Source organism: Paenibacillus sp. HB172176 (assembly GCF_011947265.1).
Lineage (GTDB): Bacteria > Bacillota > Bacilli > Paenibacillales > Paenibacillaceae > Pristimantibacillus.
This window is the reverse complement of record NZ_JAATHD010000017.1, coordinates 53,460-74,546: the sequence shown is the minus strand read 5'-3', so window position 1 is coordinate 74,546 and position 21,087 is coordinate 53,460. Positions and strand designations below refer to the sequence as shown.

Sequence of the window (21,087 nt, the reverse complement as noted above, 5' to 3'; positions counted from 1 at the left end):
TGTTGAAAACTAACGAACAATCTTAATATTCCTGCTTCCTGTTCTGCACCGTTATGGCAAGCATGGAAACATATTAATATTCATCACTGCCTGATGCCTTGAGCGCATGATATGATGAAAGTAAACGGCGAGGTGCAATCTATGGATAGCCGCAGCAAAGTGCTCCCAAGAAGCGAGCCTCTTCTAAGTTCCTGCCCTGACGAAGCGAATCTGTTATCGATATTATTAAATGACGAAGCGGCTTTGCCTTGGGTATATTCGAATTTTATTCAATTGCAATTCATAACGAGAAACTATAATGGAAGCGCTTTTCCGATTAAATACTACTCCCCTGTTTTGAAGAAAATTTGCCCGTATGTCATTATCCAATCCATTGATAAGAAGGTGATTGACACCTATTTTCTCGAAAAGAAATTCAGCGATTTTGTCATGAAAGCAATCGATGATGAGCAATATGTGCAATCGAATCTTAACCATGTGCATCTCTCAAACTCAGCCTTTCAAGTGAATCATTCGGTCTTCATTTATGGCTATGATAGAATTACCGAGACGTTCTTTGTCGCCGACAACGGGTTCGGAAACGGTCGTTTTGCCAAATCGACATGCACATTCGAGGAATTGAACAAAGCCTATTATGAAATGAATGACCGCTATAATGTGAACATTCAAATGGCCGGCAAGGTCGAGCTGATTTTATGCAACCCAAAGGCGCCGCCATTCATTCTATCCTTCTCTGCGATCCGCGATCAGATCCATGACTATTTATGTTCCCTTAACTCCGATTCAAGAATCAACACTTTTAGCTGTCACGAAATATACGGCATTGCTATCTATGACAAACTGCTTGAACACATGGAACAAGTGAAATCCGAGAACGCTTGGTCGCATTACCGCCCCTTTCATATTCTGATGGAGCATAAAGCGATGATGGCGCAACGATTGGCTTATCTTAGAGATTATCACGGCCTCTCTCATTCCGAGCCCCTTATAGAACGCTATAAGGAGCTGCACAAGCTATGCGCGATCAATGTCGCCTATAACATTAAGTACGACCTCACGAAGAACGTCCACAATTTGAACCGTATTATCCAAAATCTCCATTTGATTAAAGAAAAGGAAATGCGATGCTTAAAGCTATTCCTTGAAACGTTAAGCAGCCAGATTGCGCCGAAGCCCGCTTCATTATTCCACTAAGGGAGAGATGATTATGAATGCCATCCACATCGTTACAGCCATCAGCGACGAATATTGCAGGCACTTAGCGGTTATGCTCCGGTCGTTATTCGAGAACAAGAAATTGGAATACCCTGTACATCTCTATATTCTGAACAGCGGGCTCTCCGATAGAGTGATGAATGCGCTGAATGATTCCATGCAGGAATATCCCTTGAAGCTTCACTATGTTCTTGTTGATCGTACCCTGTATCAAGGCTTGATCGAGCAGAAGCATATCAGTCTGGAAGCTTATTTCCGAATTCACGTACCCGAATTGCTGGACGAGAGCCTGGAGAAGGTCATCTATATGGATCCGGACACGATTATCAAAGAAGATCTGTACGAGCTGTGGAGCACCGATATTAGCGATTATTACTTGGGAGCCGTGGAGTGGGCGTTCGGGGATGATCGAATGAACATATTGTCCATTCCGGAGCAATATGGCTATTTCAATGCGGGCGTCCTGCTTATCAATCTGGAGAAGTGGAGGAAGGAGAATATTGCGCAGCGCTTATGGGATTTCCTGAACCATAATCCAGAAAAAATAAGGCATATGGATCAAGACGCGCTGAATGCGGTATTGTATCATGGCCGATTGCATCTGGATCCGAAATGGAACTACACAACAGGACATCTGTTATTATTGCGTCTGGATATCTCCCCTGCAATCATTCATTTCTCAGGTCCAAGGAAGCCTTGGACGCAAGGACATCCGCTGGAGGATGAATATTTCGGCTATCTGAAGAAGCTTCGCTGGGACTATGATCTGCTGTTCGGGATAAAGTCGCCTTCGCCTGTCCAATCCTGAATACGATCTAATCCTAGTACGACTGAGCGGTCGCCGATTATGAAGGGATACCTCCCTGATCGGCGACCTTCTTCCAATCGTTATACCGACATAGAATGTCCCAAATGATCAATAAGGATTTCTGTATCGTTAAAGCTCGTCCTGCCTTCTGCCAAGTCGATCAGCGCAGGCGCGTTGTCATCCGCGTCCGCTGGCGCAGCCTGTCCGCCCATGTCCGTTCTCAGCCAGCCGGGATGAACGGCGAATACGCGGATCCCCTGATCCGTCAGCAATTGGCGCAGCTGCGCGTTGAAGAAATTAAGCGCAGCCTTCGATAGCGCATAGGAATAATCGCCGCCGTAGGCTCTGGAGAAGCTTCCCGACTCCGAGGAAATATTCATAATCGTTGCGGAGCCGGAGCCTCTCAGCAATGGCAGGAAATGCTTCGCCATGCGAATCGGCCCGTACAGATTGACGTCCATCGTCCGCTCAAACTCGGCGATATCCAGCTCTTGCAGAGTGGATGATCTCCCAAGCAAGATCGCCGCGTTGTTGATCAGCACATCCAGAGCCGCTCCTTGCTCCTTGAGGCGCGAAGCGGCTGCCGCAACCGAAGCCTCGTCGGTCACGTCAAGCCGGATGACGCGCAAGCGCTGCGGCCGGCTCGCGGCAAGCCCGCTCAGCTCGCTGCCGCTGGCGGGCTCTCCCCTCATAGCCGCCCATACCACATGACCTCTATTCAGCGCTTCCTTGGCAAGCGCTAGTCCGAGTCCCCTGTTCGCTCCCGTAATCAAGATATTCATAGCATCACGCTCCCGCAAGTATCGTTGCTCTGCCAAAAACAAAGGTTCCGGATTCCGTCTCGAATACCGTATAGTTCAATTCGTCATGCCGTCTCTTCATTCCTTCCGGCAATGACTCTTGTTCTTCTTGCTCGCTGAAGACGGACTTAGGGACATGAATGATTCCTTTCGCATTAGGCGGTATCGTTACGCTCATTGACGGCCCATGCTCTCCGTCTCCCTCCCAGCGCACGCTCGCATAGCCCGGGCGCAGCTGCTGCCAGGCCTCCGCCCATTCCATATCATGGGGCATGTAAGGCTTTATGGTGACGAGGTAGCGTTCCTCCTCGGGAAGATAGCGATAATCGATGCCCGCCAGTCCCTGATACAGCCACTCCTCCAGATGTCCCAGCATGAAATGATTCTGCGACTTGCCGACCGTCGGACCGTTCCAAGCCTCGGTAAGCGCCGTGGCGCCATGCTTGATCTGATAGCCGTAGCCCGGCTTATCCGTTACTTGCGACATACGGTAGATTACATCCGATCGATTCCCACGGCTTAGCGCAAGCAGCACATAGCGATAGCCCACATCTCCGGCGGTCGTCTGATAGCTGCGCTCCGCGATTTGCTCCGCCAGCTTCGCGATTAACGCTTCGCGATGCTCGGCGGGGGCCAGCCCGATCGCCACAGGCATGGCGAGTGCGGTGTCGCTGCCCGAAGCGTAGCTGACGGACGCCTCGTCCCAATAGGCATGTTGAAAGGAGGCATGGATGGAGGCCGCCAATGCCTCGTAATGCCGCTCGTCCTCTTGTTCATTCAGCAAGGACGCCATCTTCCGCATGACGGCGGACAAGCCATAATAGATCGCGGTCTCCACGAGGGGAACGGGCGTATTCTGCGCAAATCCCGGTCCTGACGGACCGATATCGTACCAGTCCCCCAGCCCGTCGGCGATGATATGCCCGTCCGACTTTGCGGTCAGATAGGACAGATACCGCTTCATGCCTGCATAATGCCTCTGAATCAGCCCGCTATTACCGTAGCGCTGCAGCACCTCCCATGCGGTGAAGAGATAGGCTCCGCCCCAGGCGGCGGCATCGCGGAATATACGCAGCGAATCGTCAAACTCCACATATTCCGGCGCGGTTGTCGGCACCATTCCATCAGGCAATTGAGCGTCAGCGATATCCTGCAGCACCTTTTTCAGCATCGCTTCGACATCATAATTGAACATAATGGACGGCCCCATGAGATGAACCTCCTCCAGCCAGCCGAGCTTCTCCCGATGCGGACAATCGGTGAATACGCTCTTCGCGTTGCTGAGAATCGCCTGGTTAATTAATTCGTGAATGCGATTCAAAAGCGGATCGGAGCAGACAAAGCCTCCGGCGGGTTCGAATTCCGGGTACAGCATCTGTCCTTCGATGCTGTGCAGCACCGGCAGGGCAGACCGTCTTTCGTCATTTGCGGAAGCCTCCCGCAATTCAATCTGCGATTCAACATCGCGTGTCGGCCAATCAGAAGTCGCTATAGTTCCAGCTTGAGCTCCCACTTCCGCCTCAGTGAGACAAGCTTGCGGCATCGCTCCTTCGATCATGACATAGCGGAAGCCGGTATAGGAGAATTGCGGATGCCACTCCTCTACGCCTTCGCCTTTCAACGTATAGCAGAACTCGCTTGGCGATCCCGTCCATTTCTGATTGACAAGGCCATCATCCCTCAGCAGCTCCCCGCAAGTGAGAACAACCGTCGAGCCCGCAGCTCCGCTTACGCTGATCTTGGGCCAGCCCGAGAAATTCCGGCCGAGATCCGCCACATAGCTGCCAGGCTTGGGGCTCGTCACAGACTCGGGCTTGTAGCGGCGCATGACCTTGACCGGAGGAGCCGTCTGCGCAGTCAGCTTGCCGGCGGGTCCTTGAATCTCTGCGGCCGGAAGCCATGATGAGGCCGGCGTCTCCTCCCGCCCCGCGTCATACTCCTCGCCGCCGTAGATGCAGGTGAAGCGCAGCGGACTATCGGCGGCCTGCCAGCTGCTGTCCGTGCCAATTGTCACGCGCTCTCCTGAAGCATATTCAATGACGATGTCAGCCAGAGCCGTCGGAATGCCGTAAGAATCCTTGAACTTTGCGTACTTGCCCCCTGGTACATGATAGAATCCGTTGCCAAGCTCAATCCGGAATTCGTTCTCGCCTGCTTCGAGCTCATGGGTAATATCGCAGGTCGTATACAGCACGGTGCGATCATAATCCGTCCAGCCGGGATCAAGCTCGCGATCGCCTACCTTGTTGCCGTTGAGCTGCAATTCATAATGGCCGAGCCCGCTGATGTATACTCTTGCACGCTTAATATCGCCATGCAGCTGAATTTGCCGCCGAAAGCGGAACGCTCCCTTGGATTCCGCTGTCGCAAGCGGATTTGCGATCCACTTCCCCTGCCAGCTTGAATCGCGGAGTTGACCCGTCTCCCACCAGGCGGTCGGGCTCGTATAATGAGTGTCTTGCTCGTCTACGACCGTAACCCTCCAGTAATATCGCTGCCTTGGCTGCAGCGCAGATCCCCCGTAAGGAATAGCTGTATGCTTGCTGCTCGCGACGAAGCCGCTGTCCCACACCGTCCCGCTTGTTTGCGAATTGGAATTCTGATTCGCATTCGCCTTTGCATTTCCATTGCCCGCATCATGCATCTCTCCGCTATTCCAAAGCCCCGCTTCGCTCGTCGCTGCCTGGATGCGATAAGCCTTCTGGCGAAAGCCTGGCGGCAATTGCTCGAGGAACGACCAGCTTAGCCGCGGCGCCTCGTCATCGACTCCAAGCGGCTGCGGCCTGCCTTCCGTTCTCAGCCTGTCGATCGCCAGCGGCTTCGACGTCGCGACCGCAATGGTGCGGAACTCCGGGAAGATATTGCAGGTCGCGTCGCCTTCCATCGGATGTCTGCACGCCGTATAGAAATGATAGAGAATGCCGTTATGGGCAATCACTGACGGCTTGTGGGCGAACACGGCATCGATCGCGTCGCCTTCGCCAATCGTAATAATCGGCTTATCAGCCTTGCGCCAGTTCAGCAAATCAGGGGACAGAGCCAGTCCTTCCTGAGCCGCTTTATAATCGAAGCCGAAATAAAACATCACCCACTCGGAGCCGTTCCGCAGCACGCAAGGATCGCTCGCGAAGCCGCTGTCCCATGCATCCGACGTTATCTGAAGAACGGGATTATGCGCATGCCGCGTCCAGTTGGCGAGATCCCTGGATATCGCTACCCCCGTCTGCTCGATCCAACGTCCCTCATCCTTGTCCTTCGCATTGTAGAACAGATAGAAGATTCCTTCATGCTCCACCAGACATTCCTTATAGAGCCCTCCCTTCTCCCATTCGCCCCCATCCTCAGGCGACAGGATCGGGTTCTCCAGGCGATTCCAGCTTCGCAGGCTCTCGTCCTCCGTCCAAGCCAGCCCGATCTTCGCCGAGCCCGATTCATAGCCGTCGCCCGGATAAGAGTGATAGGCCAGCCAATATTTACCCTTCCATTTCTTCAGCTGCCCCGAGCCATGAAGATCATTGTCGCGCAAAATCCATGTGCCGGCGATATTGCGCGAATCCCAGTGCTTCCCTTCCTCGTCACGCGTCAGAATCGTCGTTAAATGCCGCCAATTGAGCAGATCATCGCTTACGGCAAGCGCCGTTTGATAGCCGGTGCCGTCAAAGCCGACATACATCATGTAGAACCGATCATTATGCCGGAACACGAACGGGCAATCCACCGCATGGCTGTCGAAGGCTCCTTGAGCTCCCGATCCGACAAGCACGGGCTTATTCCATTTGTACGGTGTCCTGTATGCGTCGATATTCATGAGGAATGAGCCTCCTTGCCGAATTTGTCAATGGCCCGTTGCACGGATGGATGCCGCTCGGCGCATTGCTCCAGCGTTTGGCCTGCCGCAGCAGCTTCCCATGCCAGCTTCATGCTCTCGAAGCCGGCCGCCGCTCCATCCGGATGCGCCAGCATTCCGCCGCCGGCCAGATGCATCACGTCGACTGTCTTCGTCGCTTCATAGGTAGCATGGGCGGTGCCGGCCCATTGACCGGAGGAAATGACCGGCATCGCCTTGTAGCCTCCGAGCAGCGGAGCCGTACAAGCCTTGATCGAGCGCGTGACGGATGCATTGCTCTCATAGAACTTGCCGTCCAGACCGTTAACATGGAGATGATCGGCGCCGGCGAGCCGGCACAGCTTCTGATAAGCCGTGAATTCCATGCCAAGATGCGGCGAGCGTGTCATCATCCCCCACTGATTGCGATGGCCGTGAATCGGAACCTCGCTGTAGCTGTTGAGATACGCAAGTCCGGCAAGACCTATGCTTAGAATGCTGGCCATGACGCAGGTGCCGCCGGCGCCGACGACCAGATCATGATTTCGGCGCAGTTCATCCCAGTCTCCCGTTATATTAAAGGCATACATAAGCTTTTTGCCTGTCGCATCCGCCGCCCGTTCGATCGCCGCCGTCACGGCTGCGACCTTCTGATCGAGGGGCGCATAGGGCGGATTGGCGTTCAGCTCGTCATCCTTGATGAAATCCAGACCCGCTCTGGCAAGCCGCTCCACCATTTGCGCCAGCTCCTCGATCGAGAGCCCGATGCTGGGCTTCACGATCGTTCCGAGAATCGGTCGATTATACACGTTCAGCAGCTTGCGCGTGCCTTCAATGCCGAACTTGGGTCCCGGGTACCGCGAGGCGAACGCTTCCGGCAATTCGATATCCAGTAAGCGAAGTCCGGACAATTGCTGCAATTCGTACAAATTGCCCGCTATCGCCGACATGAGATTCGGAATGGACGGTCCGAAGTTGTGCAGCGGGAAGGAGATGACCATGCGTCCGCAATGGTATTTGCCATCATGCTTCGCAGGCAACACAGCCCCCGGCAAACTTGGCGCGTCATGATCGTCCAGCCGTTCGATATGCTCTACAATTGCGCCATGCTCCTTCTTCAAGCGTTCCGTCTCTCCCGGCACCTTCGTGAAGGTGCCCGTCGATTGCTCGCCCGCAATAATTGTCGCCGCCTGCTCCAACGGAAACGGCGTTTCCACCCAATACGTGGCTGCCACTCGCTGTGAATCCATACTGCTTTCACTCCCGTTATCATGGAATATACGTACCTATGTTCTCAGGTTTTTGATTCGTTTGCGCGTGCTGCGAGAACAGCTGGAGCCTTCAATGAAGCTCTAGCGAGTCCTAACAGTGCGTCCGTTCATGGTGAGCAGCCGGCCAAAAGTCCCGTTTGACATTCTAACGGCACCCAGCGCGCTTATTGGCATCGCAAAGCTGCATTTGCCATTCTAACGGAATGGAGCGCGCTAATTCGGCTCAAAGCAAGAAGCTCTGATGTGTTTTGGACAAAATAAGCGCTGTGTGTTCCGTTAACTTGTTAAACAGACGTTATTCAGTCAAATAGGCGCTATGTGTTCCGTTAGAGTAAGTCCGAGCTCCATCGTCATCTGTTCCTCATCTGTTCATAGTTCATTGACTATCTCATCGGCGCCAGACGCTAGATTCAACGCCTTCCTTCTCCTCACGGATTCACCGCAAGCGGAGCAAACGCGCTTGTGAACACATAGCGCCCGGAGCCCACTCGGAACATTGCGCCTTTATCTCTGTTTCTGTTTCCGTCTCCGTCTTGCTCTCCCAGCCATTCGCAGCCTTCTCCCGGCTTCGAGGCGTCGTTGCCATCCACGCGCGCCTGACTGCCCGGAACATGCACCGTCGCGGTCGCGTTTGCAGGTACGTCGATCTCCAGTCTCAGCTCGCCGGCGTTCGCGAGCTCCCACTTCACGCCTATCGTTCCGTAAAGCGACTCGTACGAGGCATGGACATGCGTCAGCCGCCCGCCCGGCCTTGGCCGAATTCGAATATGGCGGAAGCCGGGCTCCGCCGGATCGGCTTCAATGCCCGCCATATAACGGAACATCCACTCGCCCACCGAGCCGAGCGAATAGTGATTGAACGAGTTCATCTGCGGCGTCTGAAAGCCGTTCTCCTCCGTCCAGCCATCCCACCGCTCCCATATCGTGGTCGCGCCATGCTTGATGGAATACATCCAGGAAGGAAACGCTTCCTGCGTCAGCAGCTTGTAGGCGACATCCAGCTCGCCGCTGTCGGTCAGCGCCGGCAGCAGATAGCCTACGCCGAGGAAGCCGGTCGACAAGCGATCGCCCTTCTCGCGAATATTGGCAGTCAAACGGCGAACCGCATGAGCCTTCAGACTGTCCGTCAACAAGCCGAACTGAAGCGCCAGCACGTATACCGTCTGCGTATCTCCTCTTATGAAGCCGTCCCCAGAGGCGAATTCGCCTCTGAACGCCGCCGCAATATTGTCGAACAGCGCTTCGTAACGGCGTTGATCCTCCGTTCTGCCGAGCGTACCCGCAATACGGCCCATCAGCTTCGCGCTGTATGCGAAATAAGCGGTCGCCAGCACCTCGTTCGGCGTATCCGCCTGAATCGACAGCCAATCTCCGTAGTTGGCGTAATCGGGACGGATCAGACCGTCACTGTTCGCCTCGAGATAATCGACCCATCTCGTCATCGCCTCGTAATGCGTCTCGAGCATGCGCGTATCGCCGTACATGAGATACAGCGTCCAGGGAATAATGACACCGGCGTCTCCCCACCCGGCATTATCCGGCGCGAACCAGTTGAGCCGGGTGCTCCACATTTTGTAGCGAATCCATCCCGCATCCGGCGCGACATCCGCGAACGCGCCCGACGGCTGCTGGCAGTCGATAATATCCTGCATGTATTTGGTGAAAAAGCGCGATACATCCATATTGTAGGAGGCGGTTCTAGCAAAAATCTGCGCGTCCCCGGTCCAGCCGAGCCGCTCGTCGCGCTGCGGACAGTCCGTCGGCACGGATAAGAAATTGCCGCGCTGTCCCCACGTAATATTGGCGTACAGCTTGTTGACCATAGGATCGGAGGTTTCCAGGCTTCCTGCGGCCGGGGTATCGGAATGAATGACCTTTCCCGTTATCGTCGTCAGGTCCGGTTCTCCCGGATAGCCGATCAGCTCGACGTAGCGAAAGCCGTGGAAGGTGAAATGCGGCTCATACCGTTCCTCGCCTTCGCCCCTCAGCACATAATGATCCTGCTGCGAGGCCAGTCTGAGATTTTCCAAATAGAGCGTTCCATCCGGATTCAGCATCTCCGCATGACTCAGCGTGATTCGCGTGCCTCGCGCGCCGCTTGCGCCAACCTCGGTCCAACCGACCATATTCTGGCCCATATCATAAATGTACGAGCCAGCCTCCGTCTTCCGTATAGATATGGGCTTAACCGTCTCCGTTATGCGGATCGGGGGCTCCATCCTCGCCGTCAACAGCCCATTGTAGCCCGCCCGAATGTCCGGCGTCTCCCATGAAGCCGCATTGTAGCCGGGTCTATCCCATCCATCCAGCTCTAATCTCGCATCATAGGTTTCTCCCATAATCATGTCGGAATAGCGAAGGGGCCCTTCCGAAACTCGCCATGAGCCGTCCGACACGACAAGTTCCCTGCTGCCGTCCTCGTATTCGATGCTGGCCTGCAAGAGCAGAAACGGCCGCTCGCCGTAAACGCGGCTTCCCAGAAAACCGACCGTTCCCGAATACCAGCCGTCGCCCAGCATAACGCCGAACGCATTCTCGCCTTGCCGCAGGCTGTCCGTCATATCAAAGGCATGCACCTGTACACGCGTATCGTAATCGGTCCAGCCGGGCGCGAACAGATGGCCGATCTCCCTTCCGTTGACGCTCAGGCGGAACAGGCCCAGCGCTGTCGCATACACAACGGCGCGGCGGACAGCCGACCGGACCTCGAACGATTTGCGCAAGTACGGGCAGGGCTGCAAATCCGTTGATGCGCCGGGGCCAAGCTGCGGCTTCCTGCCAATCCACTTCGCCTTCCACTCCCCGCGAGTCAGTATTCCCATCGTCCAATAAGCCGGCTCGCTCCAGGCTTCGCGACCCCGGTTATCCCACACGCGAACCTTCCACCAATATTCCCTCTGGGATTGCAGAGGCTGACCCTCGTATGTCACGTGAACCGAGCTTCGCGATTCCACCTTGCCGCTGTCCCAGCAATCCGCTTCATCCTGATCGAGCTTGTCTTGCGAGGACGATACGAGCACCTGATAGGCCTGCTGCTTGACGCCGCGCTCCTCTGCCTCCAGCCTCCAGAACAATCGCGGCTTAAGAACGTCAATTCCTATCGGATTAGGCTCATATTCGGTCTTGCACATCGTTATTCGCATAGCCTTAACGACCTCCTTCTCTCCTTTTAAAATGCAGCTGCCCGCTTTTGCCCGCTTTCAAGCCTCAGTCGGCCACTTCCAAGTCGCTGTCATTCGCCGTAGCGACGTCGCTCGTCCTGTTCTTCTCGTCATCCCGGTACGGCTTCAATCGAATCGCGAAGGCCGCCTGCTCCGACGCAATGAGATAGGACGGCAAGGTCGGGGCGAAGCCGCAGCTATGATTGCCCAGACCCGATTGTTTCCAGTCGGCCGTAATTTCCACTCCGCTCATCGGAACCAAATCGGCATGATGCTTAACCTCGCTTAAAGCCCGTGTTCCGTACCGATTGGCGCCGACCTGCCCAAGCGGCTCCCCCGCTCCCGAGAGAAGCAGTCCGCTGCCTCCCGCATCCGTGAATGCCGCCCAGCGCACATCCGCTTTGCTTCCGCTCTCTTGCGGCTTAATGTAGGGCACGAATTGCTCGTCGATCTCCCCCTCGTACACGCCAAGCTTCCCGCTTTCCTTGCGATCGCCATAGCATTCATGCGGCCCTCTGCCGAACCACGAGAAGCGCCCGAATCGATTCGGCACCGTGAAGCGAATGCCGAACCGGGGAAGAGGAGGCAGCCCTTCCTTCAAGGACTGGAGCTTGCTCTCCAGCAGCACTTCCCCGCTGCCGCTAATCGTATAGAGCTGCTCCGCGCGGAAGATCGGCCTCAAGCCTCTGACGCCGAGCACGGACTCGACCTTGATCTGCGCGAACGCCCCGTCCTCCAGCAGCGTGGATTCGACGCCGCGAACGCTGATTTCCAGCTCGTGATAGCCCGCTTCGCGCCATGCTTTCGCGAGATGAACGTCGTTGTCGACCGGCGCCCGCCACAGATTGATGCGGGGACCTTCCGTCAGCAAGGCCGCGCCCCGGTGCTCCCATGAAGCAAGCTCGCCCTTCAGCTTGTCGAACAGCAAGCAAAAATCCTTCCCTTCGACGCGTAGGATAAGGCTGCTATGGGTTAAGGCTATCCCCGCCGCAGCGGGCTGTGGCGCTGCAGCAGGCTCTAACTCGGTCGCGGACTCCCGCCGGACGGGAGGGTGCAGCGGCAAATCCGCCCAAGCCACCTCATGGCCCTCCTCCGCCCAAAGCGTGCTGTCCCGCAGGGCGAAGCTGACATGCAGCCAACACTCGCCGCTCTCATCGGACGGACGGGTGCGATACGGAACCGCGATGAACTCCTCTCCTCCCGCCGGAGTCGAGAGTGGCGCCAATTCCCCTTCCTCCAGCGAGACGCCGTTGCGGTAGACGCGCCAATGGATTGCAAGATGCGCAAGCGTGACCATGTCATAGTGATTGACCACTCGCAGCAAGCCCTGCTCCAGCTGCGCCAGCTCCACTACAACCGGCTCGATCGCCTTCTTGAACTCAATAAGCGCCGGCTTGGGACTGCGGTCGGGGAACAAGAGACCGTCGATGCAGAAGTGGCCGCTATGCGGCTCATCTCCGAAATCCCCGCCATAGGCGTAGGACAATCTCCCGTCCGCCGCTTCGCGATAGAGCGACAAATCCGACCATTCCCAAATCAGACCGCCGCAAAGCCTCGGATACCGATATACGGCATCCCAATATTCCTTCTGGTTGCCGAGCGCATTGCCCATCGCATGCCCGAATTCCACCATGAGATAAGGCCGCGAATCCGTCTTCTCGCCCTCCGCGATCAACATATCCACGGAAGGATACATCGAGCTGGTTATGTCCACAATCGGGGCATCCTTGGCCCGCTCGTAATGGATGGGACGCGTGTCGTCCGCTTCTCTCGTCCATGCGGCCATAACGTCGTGATTGGCCCCGTAGCCCGACTCGTTCCCAAGCGACCAGACAATTATGGAAGGATGATTCTTATCCCGCTCCACGACCCGAATCATGCGATCCAGGAACGCCCCCCTCCATGCCGGGTCCTCGGCCAAGCGGCTTTCATAGGCGGTCTTCTCGTCGGGATTATTGATCCAGCGACTGATCTCTCCGAGAAACACGCAGCCATGCGTTTCCAAATCCGCTTCATCAATCACGTACAAGCCGTATTGATCGCATAGCTCGAGCCAGCGCTCGTCATTCGGATAGTGAGAACAGCGAACGGTATTAATGTTATGCCGCTTCATCAGCGTGATATCGCGCAGCATGGCCTCCATCGTCGTCACATGCCCGAGGCGGGGGTCGAACTCATTGCGGTTCACTCCCCGCATAATGATTCCCTTGCCGTTGACGAGCAGCTTGCCGTCCTTCACCGCTACATCCCGGAAGCCGACCGAATACCGATGCGACTCAAGCGTCTGGCCGTCCCTTTCGGTCAGCGTCAGCAGGAGCGTATATAGCGTCGGCCGCTCGGCCGACCAGAGCTCAGGCGCGCTGACCCCAAGGTTCGCGACAATAACGGCTTCTTCGCCGGGACTCGGCGCGGCGGCTTCCAGCTCAACTTTCGCAAGCTGTTGCTTCTCCGGCCCAAGCAATTCCGCAAGCAGGCTTCCTGTCTCTCCCGGCTGGCGGGAGCGATTCATGAGCGTAACGGCAAGCTCAAGCATGCCTTCCCGATAGTCGGCATCCAGCCGCGTCCGAATTCGAACGTCGATCATATGCGTCATTGGCACGGACAGCAGGTACACGTCCCGGAATATGCCGCTGAGACGCCATTTGTCCTGATCTTCGAGATAGCTGCCCGTCGACCATTGATACACCCGAACCGCCAGCTTGTTCTCTCCGACGCGGACATACGGCGTAATATCGAACTCCATTCGGTTATGGCTGCCTTGGCCGAATCCGACCTCCTCGCCGTTCACCCACAGATGGAACGCCGCATCTACTCCATCGAACGCGAGAAGCACGGAGCGACCCTGCCAATCCTCGGGAACGTCGAACATTCTCGCATAACAGCCCGTCGGGTTCAGCTTCGGAATATGCGGAGGATCGACCGGGAACGGATATTTGCTGCTGCTGTACAAGGGAGTGCCGTAGCCGTGAAGCTGCCAATTCGACGGCACCGGGAGGATATCCCAGGCTTCGCAGGAGTAGGACGGCTCATAGAAGCGCTCCGGAGCATGAAGTGGGCTCTCCGCATAACAGAACCTCCAAGCGCCGTTCAGACAACGGTAATAAGGGGAGGCTTCCCGAGCAGGAGCAGCCGCCAATGCCTCCTCCGCATTCGCGAACGGAATTGCCGCAGCTCTCGGACGCACCGTATTCCGTTGCAGGATGTTCAGATTTTCGAAATCGGGTACGCCGATGTTGCTTTGAACCTTACTATTCAGGCTATTCGGACTGCTCATCCTTTCCCTCCTCCAGACTGATCCTCGCCCGCCCGTGCGCGCTCGCCTCGACGAACCCTCTCGAAGAAGGCTTCGCCGCCGACCTGGCCGCCCTTGAGCACCAGCTCCAGACCATCGAAGGATAGATCATGGGCATGCGCGCGGCATAACGGACCTCCCGGCTCGAGCGTAGCGACGCATTCCAGCGCGTAGAGACCAAGCTCCCGCGTAATATAGCCCGATGTATCTCCGCCGGCGATGACAATGCGCGATAGTCCGGCTTCGGCGACCATCTCTCGGGTTAAACGCCCAAGCGCTTCTCCAAGCAGGCGGCTGCTATCCTCCGCCCGCAGACCTTGTCTCGCCAGAGCTTCCCGAAGCTTCCCAATGCTTGCGTCCTGAGGCCCCAGGGCCGAATAGAGAATGACGCTTCTTCCGGCTTCCAGCAGCCGCAGCAGCTCCCGTCTTAATCCAGCCAAAGCGGCCTCTCGCTGTTCGGGCAGAAGCAGCTCCTCACCGGGGACGCGAATGCCGGCAAAGCCCGCCTTCAGCGCATGCGAGATCTGCTTCTCCGTTACGGACGAGCAGCTCCCCGACACCACAAGCAGCTTGTCGACGCTGCCCGCCTCTGCCTCCATGGCTCCCTCGGCCGGAGCCAGACCTTCCGCCCTCCAAGCCGAGGCAAGCGCATATTCCACGCCGGAGGAGCCCGCGACAAACAAGCCTTCGCCGCCGGCAGCCCGTTTCCAAATGGCTTGCCCTGCGGCTTCAAGCCGTTTCTCGTCGAGCGCGTCGAATAGTACAATGTCAGGCCGCTGCTCTTGTATAATGCGTTCCAGTCGCGCATTCACCGTCTCTTGATCGCCGTCAAGAGCTTCGATATCAAGCAAGGCCATGCGCAAGTCCGTCTGCTTCCCCAGATGCAAGCGAAGATCCGATTCGACCATTGGCGTAACGGGATGCTTCATCATCACGGGATGACGATCGAGGCGATGCACCTCCGCTCCCGAGCCCGCGAAGTGATGGCCGAACAGCGTATAGCGGCGCAAATAAGGAACGCCGACCAAAAGCGGCGTGAACATCCCTCCCGAGCGGTCCCGGAACACCTCGCGGCCAATCTCGATCGCCTTGCCGATGCTGCCCGTTTCCGGGGAGGAATCGAAGGTTGAGCATATTTTGTAATGCATGATCGCGGCATTGGCCTCTCGAAGTGTCTCAAGAATGGGGCGAAGCTCGAGTTCCAGCGCATGGGGAGACAGCGAGCGGCCCACTCCGGCAACGCCGAAGCAGTCCGCATCGCGGAATTTTCCTTGCAGCAGCTGCGGATCGGGCGGCTCCAGGAACAGAACCGTTCGCAGACCGGTGCGGAACAACGCCTCCAGCACATCCGTCGAGCCCGTAAAATCATCCCCGTAATAACAGAGCAGCCTCTCTACCATACGAATTCCTTAGCCAAGCGGCGATAATCGCCCTCGCGCATCGGCGCCTGATCGTACACCTTGCGCCCGCTGTACAGCGGCTTCTTCGTGCCCTTAGGCGTTATGCCGACCACATCGTCTCCCCGCCACTCCGTCTCGAAGGTTTGACCGACGGCGTTCTCCAGCGTCTTGCGGAAGCTGAGCGGGAACGTGACCGTAATGGTCTCTCCGGCCGCAGCCTGGCCCAGCGCGAGAAATTGACGTTGCACCCAGCTGCTCGCTTCGCTGCCCTTCCCTTCGCTCCTCTGCCCGTTCCGCTCCCGAACATACCTGATCTTCGTGAATCCGGCCCACTCCGGAATACGAATGAGCAGTCGCGGAATATCCGCATGGATCTCAAGTACAACCTTGCCTTCATGCGGCAGATGGCTGCTGACATCAAGCCACTTCGAGCCGCGATTGAGCAGAAAATTAACGCTGACCGTGCCGTTCTTCTCCGTAATCGTATTGCTCCAGCCCATGAACAAGCCGCGCGTGCCCGAGCCCAGGCAGCAAAGCTGCAGATCGCTCGTATGCCCCCGCCCCTCGTTGACATCGCATACGAAGTCATTCGGCGCGGAATAGCCCGCGAAGGAGCCGCGCGTGCGCTCCGCCACCCTGTAGAACGATTGATTCATTGGAATATCCTGCGATTTGTCAACCGTTTGCTCCACCCAATCGAGATCGAGAAGCTGCGATTCTGCGAGATGATTGCGCAGGAACCGTTCGACAACGCCCCAATATTCCACATAGCCGCTCTTCGCAAGCGTAATGCCGCAAGCGATCAAATCGACGAGCGAGCAGGTCTCATGCTCATAGGCCTGCTCATGCAGATCGCCCGGCGTCCAGCCGAAGGCTGTGCATTTGGTCAGCGCCCAATCGTAGCCTTTCTTCACCCATGCGATCATCGCCGCGTCGCCCGTATGCATGCCGAAGCGCGCGATGGCATCCAGCGTGCCCAGACGTGTGTGGAAGTGTCCGCTACGATAAGCCAGCGAATCGTTAAAGCTCCCGTCCGCGTTAAAGACGCCGCTGCGTTCCATAATCATCGCCGTGAAAAATTGACACAGCTCGTAAGCGTCTTCATTTCCCGTCAGCTCATAATATTTCAGCAGCGGCATAACCAGCCTGCCGCAGAAGGCGGCCGGATCCGGCGCCAGCCTTAGCTGTATCCCGTTGGCCGAGGGCCAGCCCGATTCCTTGTATTCCGAGGCGGGATAATACCAGACATCCCGCTCCTTGACCGCGATTCGCTTCAGAGCGGCCACATGCCGATCCGCCGCTTCCTTCACCTTCGCGTCTCCCGTCTCCATATACCAGCTCGTCAGCGACAGAATAACGGCGCGCTGATCGATCAGATTGGCGTTCGCCTCCCAATCCCGGGTCGGATTATTCTGGCGGTAGCTCATGCCGTCTTCCTTGAAGAAGGACAGCAGGTTGGCGCGATACCGCTCCTCGACCTCCTTGCCGTATGTCTCGCCCGACATATGTCTGGCGAGAATCAAGCCGTCTACCATTCTTCCGTGAGAGGAGCCGTAGTCCCAGTCCCCATGCAGCATATAAGCGGGCTTGTGCATCAGATCCGCGCTGAAGAAGGGAATGCCTCCATGATCGTCATCGGCCATGCCGATCATCGCGTTGATCGCATGAGCCGCGCGCTCCTCCAGCATCAAGGTGTCGGGGATAAGCCTGCCTGTGTTTCGTTCCATTCGTTTCCCACTCCTATCTCAATAAGGTAATATGGTGCTGCGAGAACAGATCAATCCTCCGCTGCTCGCTATCGTCGTCATCTCTCCGGTACCGTCAGCCTCAAGGTGAAGGTCGCGCCCTCGCCTTCCCTGCTTTCGATGAGCAAAGCGGTCTGTCCGCCATAGAACGCGCGAATGCGTTCGCTGACATTGTACAAGCCGAAGCCGGAATTGTCGGTTTGCAGAGTCTCCCGTTCCAATTCATTGTCGAGCACGCCCCGAAGCACCTTCAACCGTTCCTCCGGGATGCCCGGCCCGTTGTCCCTAATTGTAATCACAAGCTCCGTCCTCTCTCTGCGAACGGCGATATCGATCTCTCCCCGCTTGCGGCTGCGCCCGATGCCGTGCTGAATGCAGTTCTCCACGATGGGCTGCAAAATAAAGCGCGGACAGCGAATATCGTCGATATTCGCCGACACCTCGATCGAGAAGCGAAGCCGATCCAGCATTCGCAGCTTATGCATCTCCAGATAATGCCGAACATTATCAAGCTCCAGATTAAGCTCTGATTCGTTCTCTCCGGAATTAAGCGTGTAGCGGAGCAAGCGGCCGAACGTATACGTCGCGCCCACCACTTCCTGATCGTTGTTCAGCTCCGCCAGCATGCGGATCGATTCAAGCGTATTGTAGAGAAAATGAGGCTTGATCTGCGCTTGCAGCACCAGATAATCGGCCTCCTTCTTCATAAGCTCAGTTTTGCGCACGGTGCCGAGCAATTCATCGATACGGCGGACAAGCGAATTATAGGATCGGGTCAAAAAGTCGATCTCATCATTGGAGTCACCCGCGGCGTAATAGGTCAGATTGCTTTCGTCCACCTGCCGCATATGCTTAGCCAAGCCAAGAACCCTGCGGACAAGCGAGGTGGCCGTCGCATAATAGATGCCTGTCAATACGGCGAGCGAGACTAACAACGTAAGTCCGAGCACGATAATCTTGACCTTGATATCGACGAATACCTCGTCCATTCGGCTGAAGAAGTAGAACGTCGTGGTCAGCTCCGGCACGGATATGGAATTGACGAGCGTTCTCTGCTTGCGCAAATAGGCGTAGCCCCGATTGCTTGCATCGGCCATCGCCAGCAATTCATTGGTCTGTTCATCGTCGAGCTCGATTCCATCGCTGTGGTACACCTTTGCGCCGTCTTGCACAATAGCAACCTGCATATTCTGATTCACATCGACCGCTTTGAGAAAATTCCGCAGCAGCAATTCATTCGACTTAATCTCCAGCACACCCAGCGGCTCCGTATAGCTGTTATTATAAATTCGCTGATAGTAGCTGAGGCTCGGCAACTTTGTCGTATCGTCACCTCTGCCGCGAAGCCAGATTCCCTCGTCGACGTTCACTGTGCTTAGCAAATCCAGCGGCCTCTCGTTCATCTGGTCCACATTCTCCAACTCGCCCTGAACCGTCTGAACCTCGGACATCGTTTTGTACAGCTTAATGGATGAAATCTCGTTATCGCGCGATTGCGCGTACATGAATAGCGGCCTGATATCCTTAAGATAGTTGTAAACCTGCTGCGCATCCGAGACATAGTAGCCGCTAAGATAATCAATCAACTGCTGGTTGTTCTGAAATAGAGCATGAATCGACTCCAATTTGTTCAGATTCGAACGAAACCCTTCCCCCGCTTGAACGACCAGCTTCTGTTTGCCTTCCGAATATTCGGACATTACATCCATATAGAATTGATTGTACAAATACCCTCCGAACACAATAACGGGCAACAGCACGAGCAGCAGGTATCCCAGCGCCATCTTCTGCACGATTCTCAAATTTTTCATTGTAACAGCCTTCCTTCGTATCTGGCAGCTCTTTTGAAGCGCTTCCATATTAGTTACAACAAGTATAAGAGCAATCAGCAGCAGCCGACAACATAATCTGAATCTCCTCCTCCTTTTCTATCCTGCGCGAGCCGCGGTCAGGAGCATCTACCCATATTGTATAGACGCCCGCTTGGGATGAATAGTGATGAAAACTTAAAAAACAGCGAACATTTTTAAGGAATGCGCTGGGCCCAACCGTTGAGCGCACGGCTATTTGACCAAGGCGTGTAGTAGCGTAACGGTCAAATGCAAGGCTGCCGATTAACTGTGGATCACCAACTTGTAGAACACCTCAGCCGGTTCCGCTTTTGAAGTTGCAGAGCTGAAATTCTGCGCTAGAGCGCCAGTGGGAGCGTCATCCGAGTCTGCTGAGCTGAAAATCAGCATTTCAGCCTGGCCAACAGTTAATCGACAGCCTCAAATGCGACCCTTACATTCTGAAAATCGTTGATATCGTCGCGTAACGGTCGCGGATGACCTTTAAAACCAGCTAGCGGGACTCGAAAATGTCCGTTACAGTCGTAAGCATTCATTCCCAGCGAAAGTTTTATAAACTCTACATCTACAAAAAAAGGGATCCCCGTGGAATCCCTCTCTCAGACGGCGCTTGTCGATGCTCGAACCACAAGCTGCGTGTCTACTGAAATTTTACTGCGGATAGCTTCGACTCCTTCGATTTGCTGCACGAGAGCGTTGACGGCGAGACGGGCCATGCTTTCCTTCTCGACATGCACGGTGGTCAGCTCGGGCGTTACGATCCGCGCCTCCGATATATTGTCGAAGCCAATAACGGATACTTCCTCCGGCACGCGCACGCCCATCTCTGCGAGCGTCTTGATCAAGCTGATCGCCATATAATCGCATTCGCAGAAAAAAGCGCTTGGAAGCTTCTTCCCCTCCTCCCTGTACTCGGACAGCTTGCGCTTCAGCGACTCCTGGGCGACAAGTACCGTCGGCTCAACCTCGAAGATACAATCGGAATGAAGCTCGGCTCCATGCTCTTGAACGGCAAACGCAAAGCCTCTTCTCCGCTCCTCGAAGTTATGAATGCGGTCGCGGGAAGAGATATAGCCGATGCTGCGATGCCCCTGCTCGATGAGATGCGAAGCGGCGTCGTACGCGCCCATCATATTGTTAATCTCCACAAATTGAATCGGAAGCGTCTCGTAGCAATTGTCGATGACGACCATCGGCAAAGTCAGCTTACTTGCAAGAAGTGAAATTTGGGCCCTCCCCAGATTGGTCCCGAGCAAGATGACGCCCTGACTGTTTCCTCCATCTATGAGGGAAGCCGCGCCTTCGTCAAGCTTGTCGACGGAGATCGTGCTGAACATTAGCGAATAACCCAGCATCCGGCAACGCTCCTCCGTGTAGTGAATCAGCTCGCGGAAGAATGGCTGCTGGTAGTAAGAATCCACGACAAGCCCGGAATTGGCGAACACCAGAAAGGTAATCGCTCTGGAGGCTGTATCCCCCTGATGCTTGCGAGACTTGAGCTCGTAATTGTTCTCATGCGCGATTTGAAGAATGCGTTCGCGCGTCTCCGGCGCTACGCCGGGCTTGCCGCTGAACGCGAGCGACACCGCCGCTTTGGATACGCCTGCGAGTCGAGCGATGTCTTCCATTTTCATCGAGAAGCCTCCTTACGTAAAGATCTTAACCTCTAGTGTACAAGGCAACTTAACAATATGCAATCAATCTCTTAAGTTTTAACTA

At 55.8% G+C, this 21,087-nt stretch carries 11 protein-coding genes; 2 read left to right on the top strand and 9 right to left on the bottom strand.

The features are described from left to right. Positions 1-111 precede the first annotated feature (111 nt). Both HFP08_RS19995 and HFP08_RS19990 read left to right on the top strand, forming a co-directional pair. Positions 112-1,194: a hypothetical protein gene (locus tag HFP08_RS19995; protein ID WP_168122378.1), complete on the top strand. Its 1,083-nt coding sequence runs from the start codon at positions 112-114 to the stop codon at positions 1,192-1,194. Positions 1,195-1,207: 13 nt separating this feature from the next. Beyond that, on the top strand, positions 1,208-2,023 hold the full coding sequence (locus HFP08_RS19990) for a glycosyltransferase family 8 protein (protein ID WP_168122377.1): 816 nt from the start codon (positions 1,208-1,210) through the stop codon (positions 2,021-2,023). 80 nt (positions 2,024-2,103) lie between these two features. Here the strand turns inward: HFP08_RS19990 and HFP08_RS19985 are convergent, their stop codons facing one another. The 9 genes from HFP08_RS19985 to HFP08_RS19945 all read right to left on the bottom strand — a co-directional run bounded on the left by HFP08_RS19985 (position 2,104) and on the right by HFP08_RS19945 (position 21,002). Then, on the bottom strand, positions 2,104-2,805 hold the full coding sequence (locus tag HFP08_RS19985; protein ID WP_168122376.1) for an SDR family oxidoreductase: 702 nt from the start codon (positions 2,803-2,805) through the stop codon (positions 2,104-2,106). A gap of 4 nt (positions 2,806-2,809) precedes the next feature. Next, complete coding sequence (locus HFP08_RS29345) at positions 2,810-6,631, bottom strand: family 78 glycoside hydrolase catalytic domain (protein ID WP_168122375.1); 3,822 nt, start codon at positions 6,629-6,631, stop codon at positions 2,810-2,812. Then, positions 6,628-7,899, bottom strand: a complete 1,272-nt coding sequence (locus HFP08_RS19975) for a ribulose-bisphosphate carboxylase large subunit family protein (protein ID WP_168122374.1) — start codon at positions 7,897-7,899, stop codon at positions 6,628-6,630. Before HFP08_RS19975 ends, HFP08_RS29345 begins: the two co-directional genes overlap by 4 nt. 449 nt (positions 7,900-8,348) lie before the next feature. Continuing rightward, positions 8,349-11,063, bottom strand: a complete 2,715-nt coding sequence (locus tag HFP08_RS19970; protein WP_168122373.1) for a glycoside hydrolase family 78 protein — start codon at positions 11,061-11,063, stop codon at positions 8,349-8,351. A 64-nt stretch (positions 11,064-11,127) separates the two neighbouring features. Then, positions 11,128-14,355, bottom strand: coding sequence for a glycoside hydrolase family 2 TIM barrel-domain containing protein (locus tag HFP08_RS19965; protein WP_168122372.1), 3,228 nt, complete (start codon positions 14,353-14,355; stop codon positions 11,128-11,130). Further along, positions 14,352-15,773, bottom strand: coding sequence for a four-carbon acid sugar kinase family protein (locus HFP08_RS19960; RefSeq protein ID WP_168122371.1), 1,422 nt, complete (start codon positions 15,771-15,773; stop codon positions 14,352-14,354). The genes HFP08_RS19965 and HFP08_RS19960 overlap by 4 nt, the downstream gene beginning before the upstream one ends. Then, the gene (locus HFP08_RS19955) at positions 15,767-17,500 is read right to left on the bottom strand and encodes a glycoside hydrolase family protein (protein ID WP_168122370.1); all 1,734 of its coding nucleotides are present in this window, start codon (positions 17,498-17,500) and stop codon (positions 15,767-15,769) included. Before HFP08_RS19955 ends, HFP08_RS19960 begins: the two co-directional genes overlap by 7 nt. A 77-nt stretch (positions 17,501-17,577) precedes the next feature. Next, positions 17,578-19,329: a sensor histidine kinase gene (locus HFP08_RS19950; protein WP_168122369.1), complete on the bottom strand. Its 1,752-nt coding sequence runs from the start codon at positions 19,327-19,329 to the stop codon at positions 17,578-17,580. Between the two features lie 638 nt (positions 19,330-19,967). Then, positions 19,968-21,002, bottom strand: a complete 1,035-nt coding sequence (locus tag HFP08_RS19945) for a LacI family DNA-binding transcriptional regulator (RefSeq protein ID WP_168122368.1) — start codon at positions 21,000-21,002, stop codon at positions 19,968-19,970. Between the last annotated feature and the right edge of the window lie 85 nt (positions 21,003-21,087).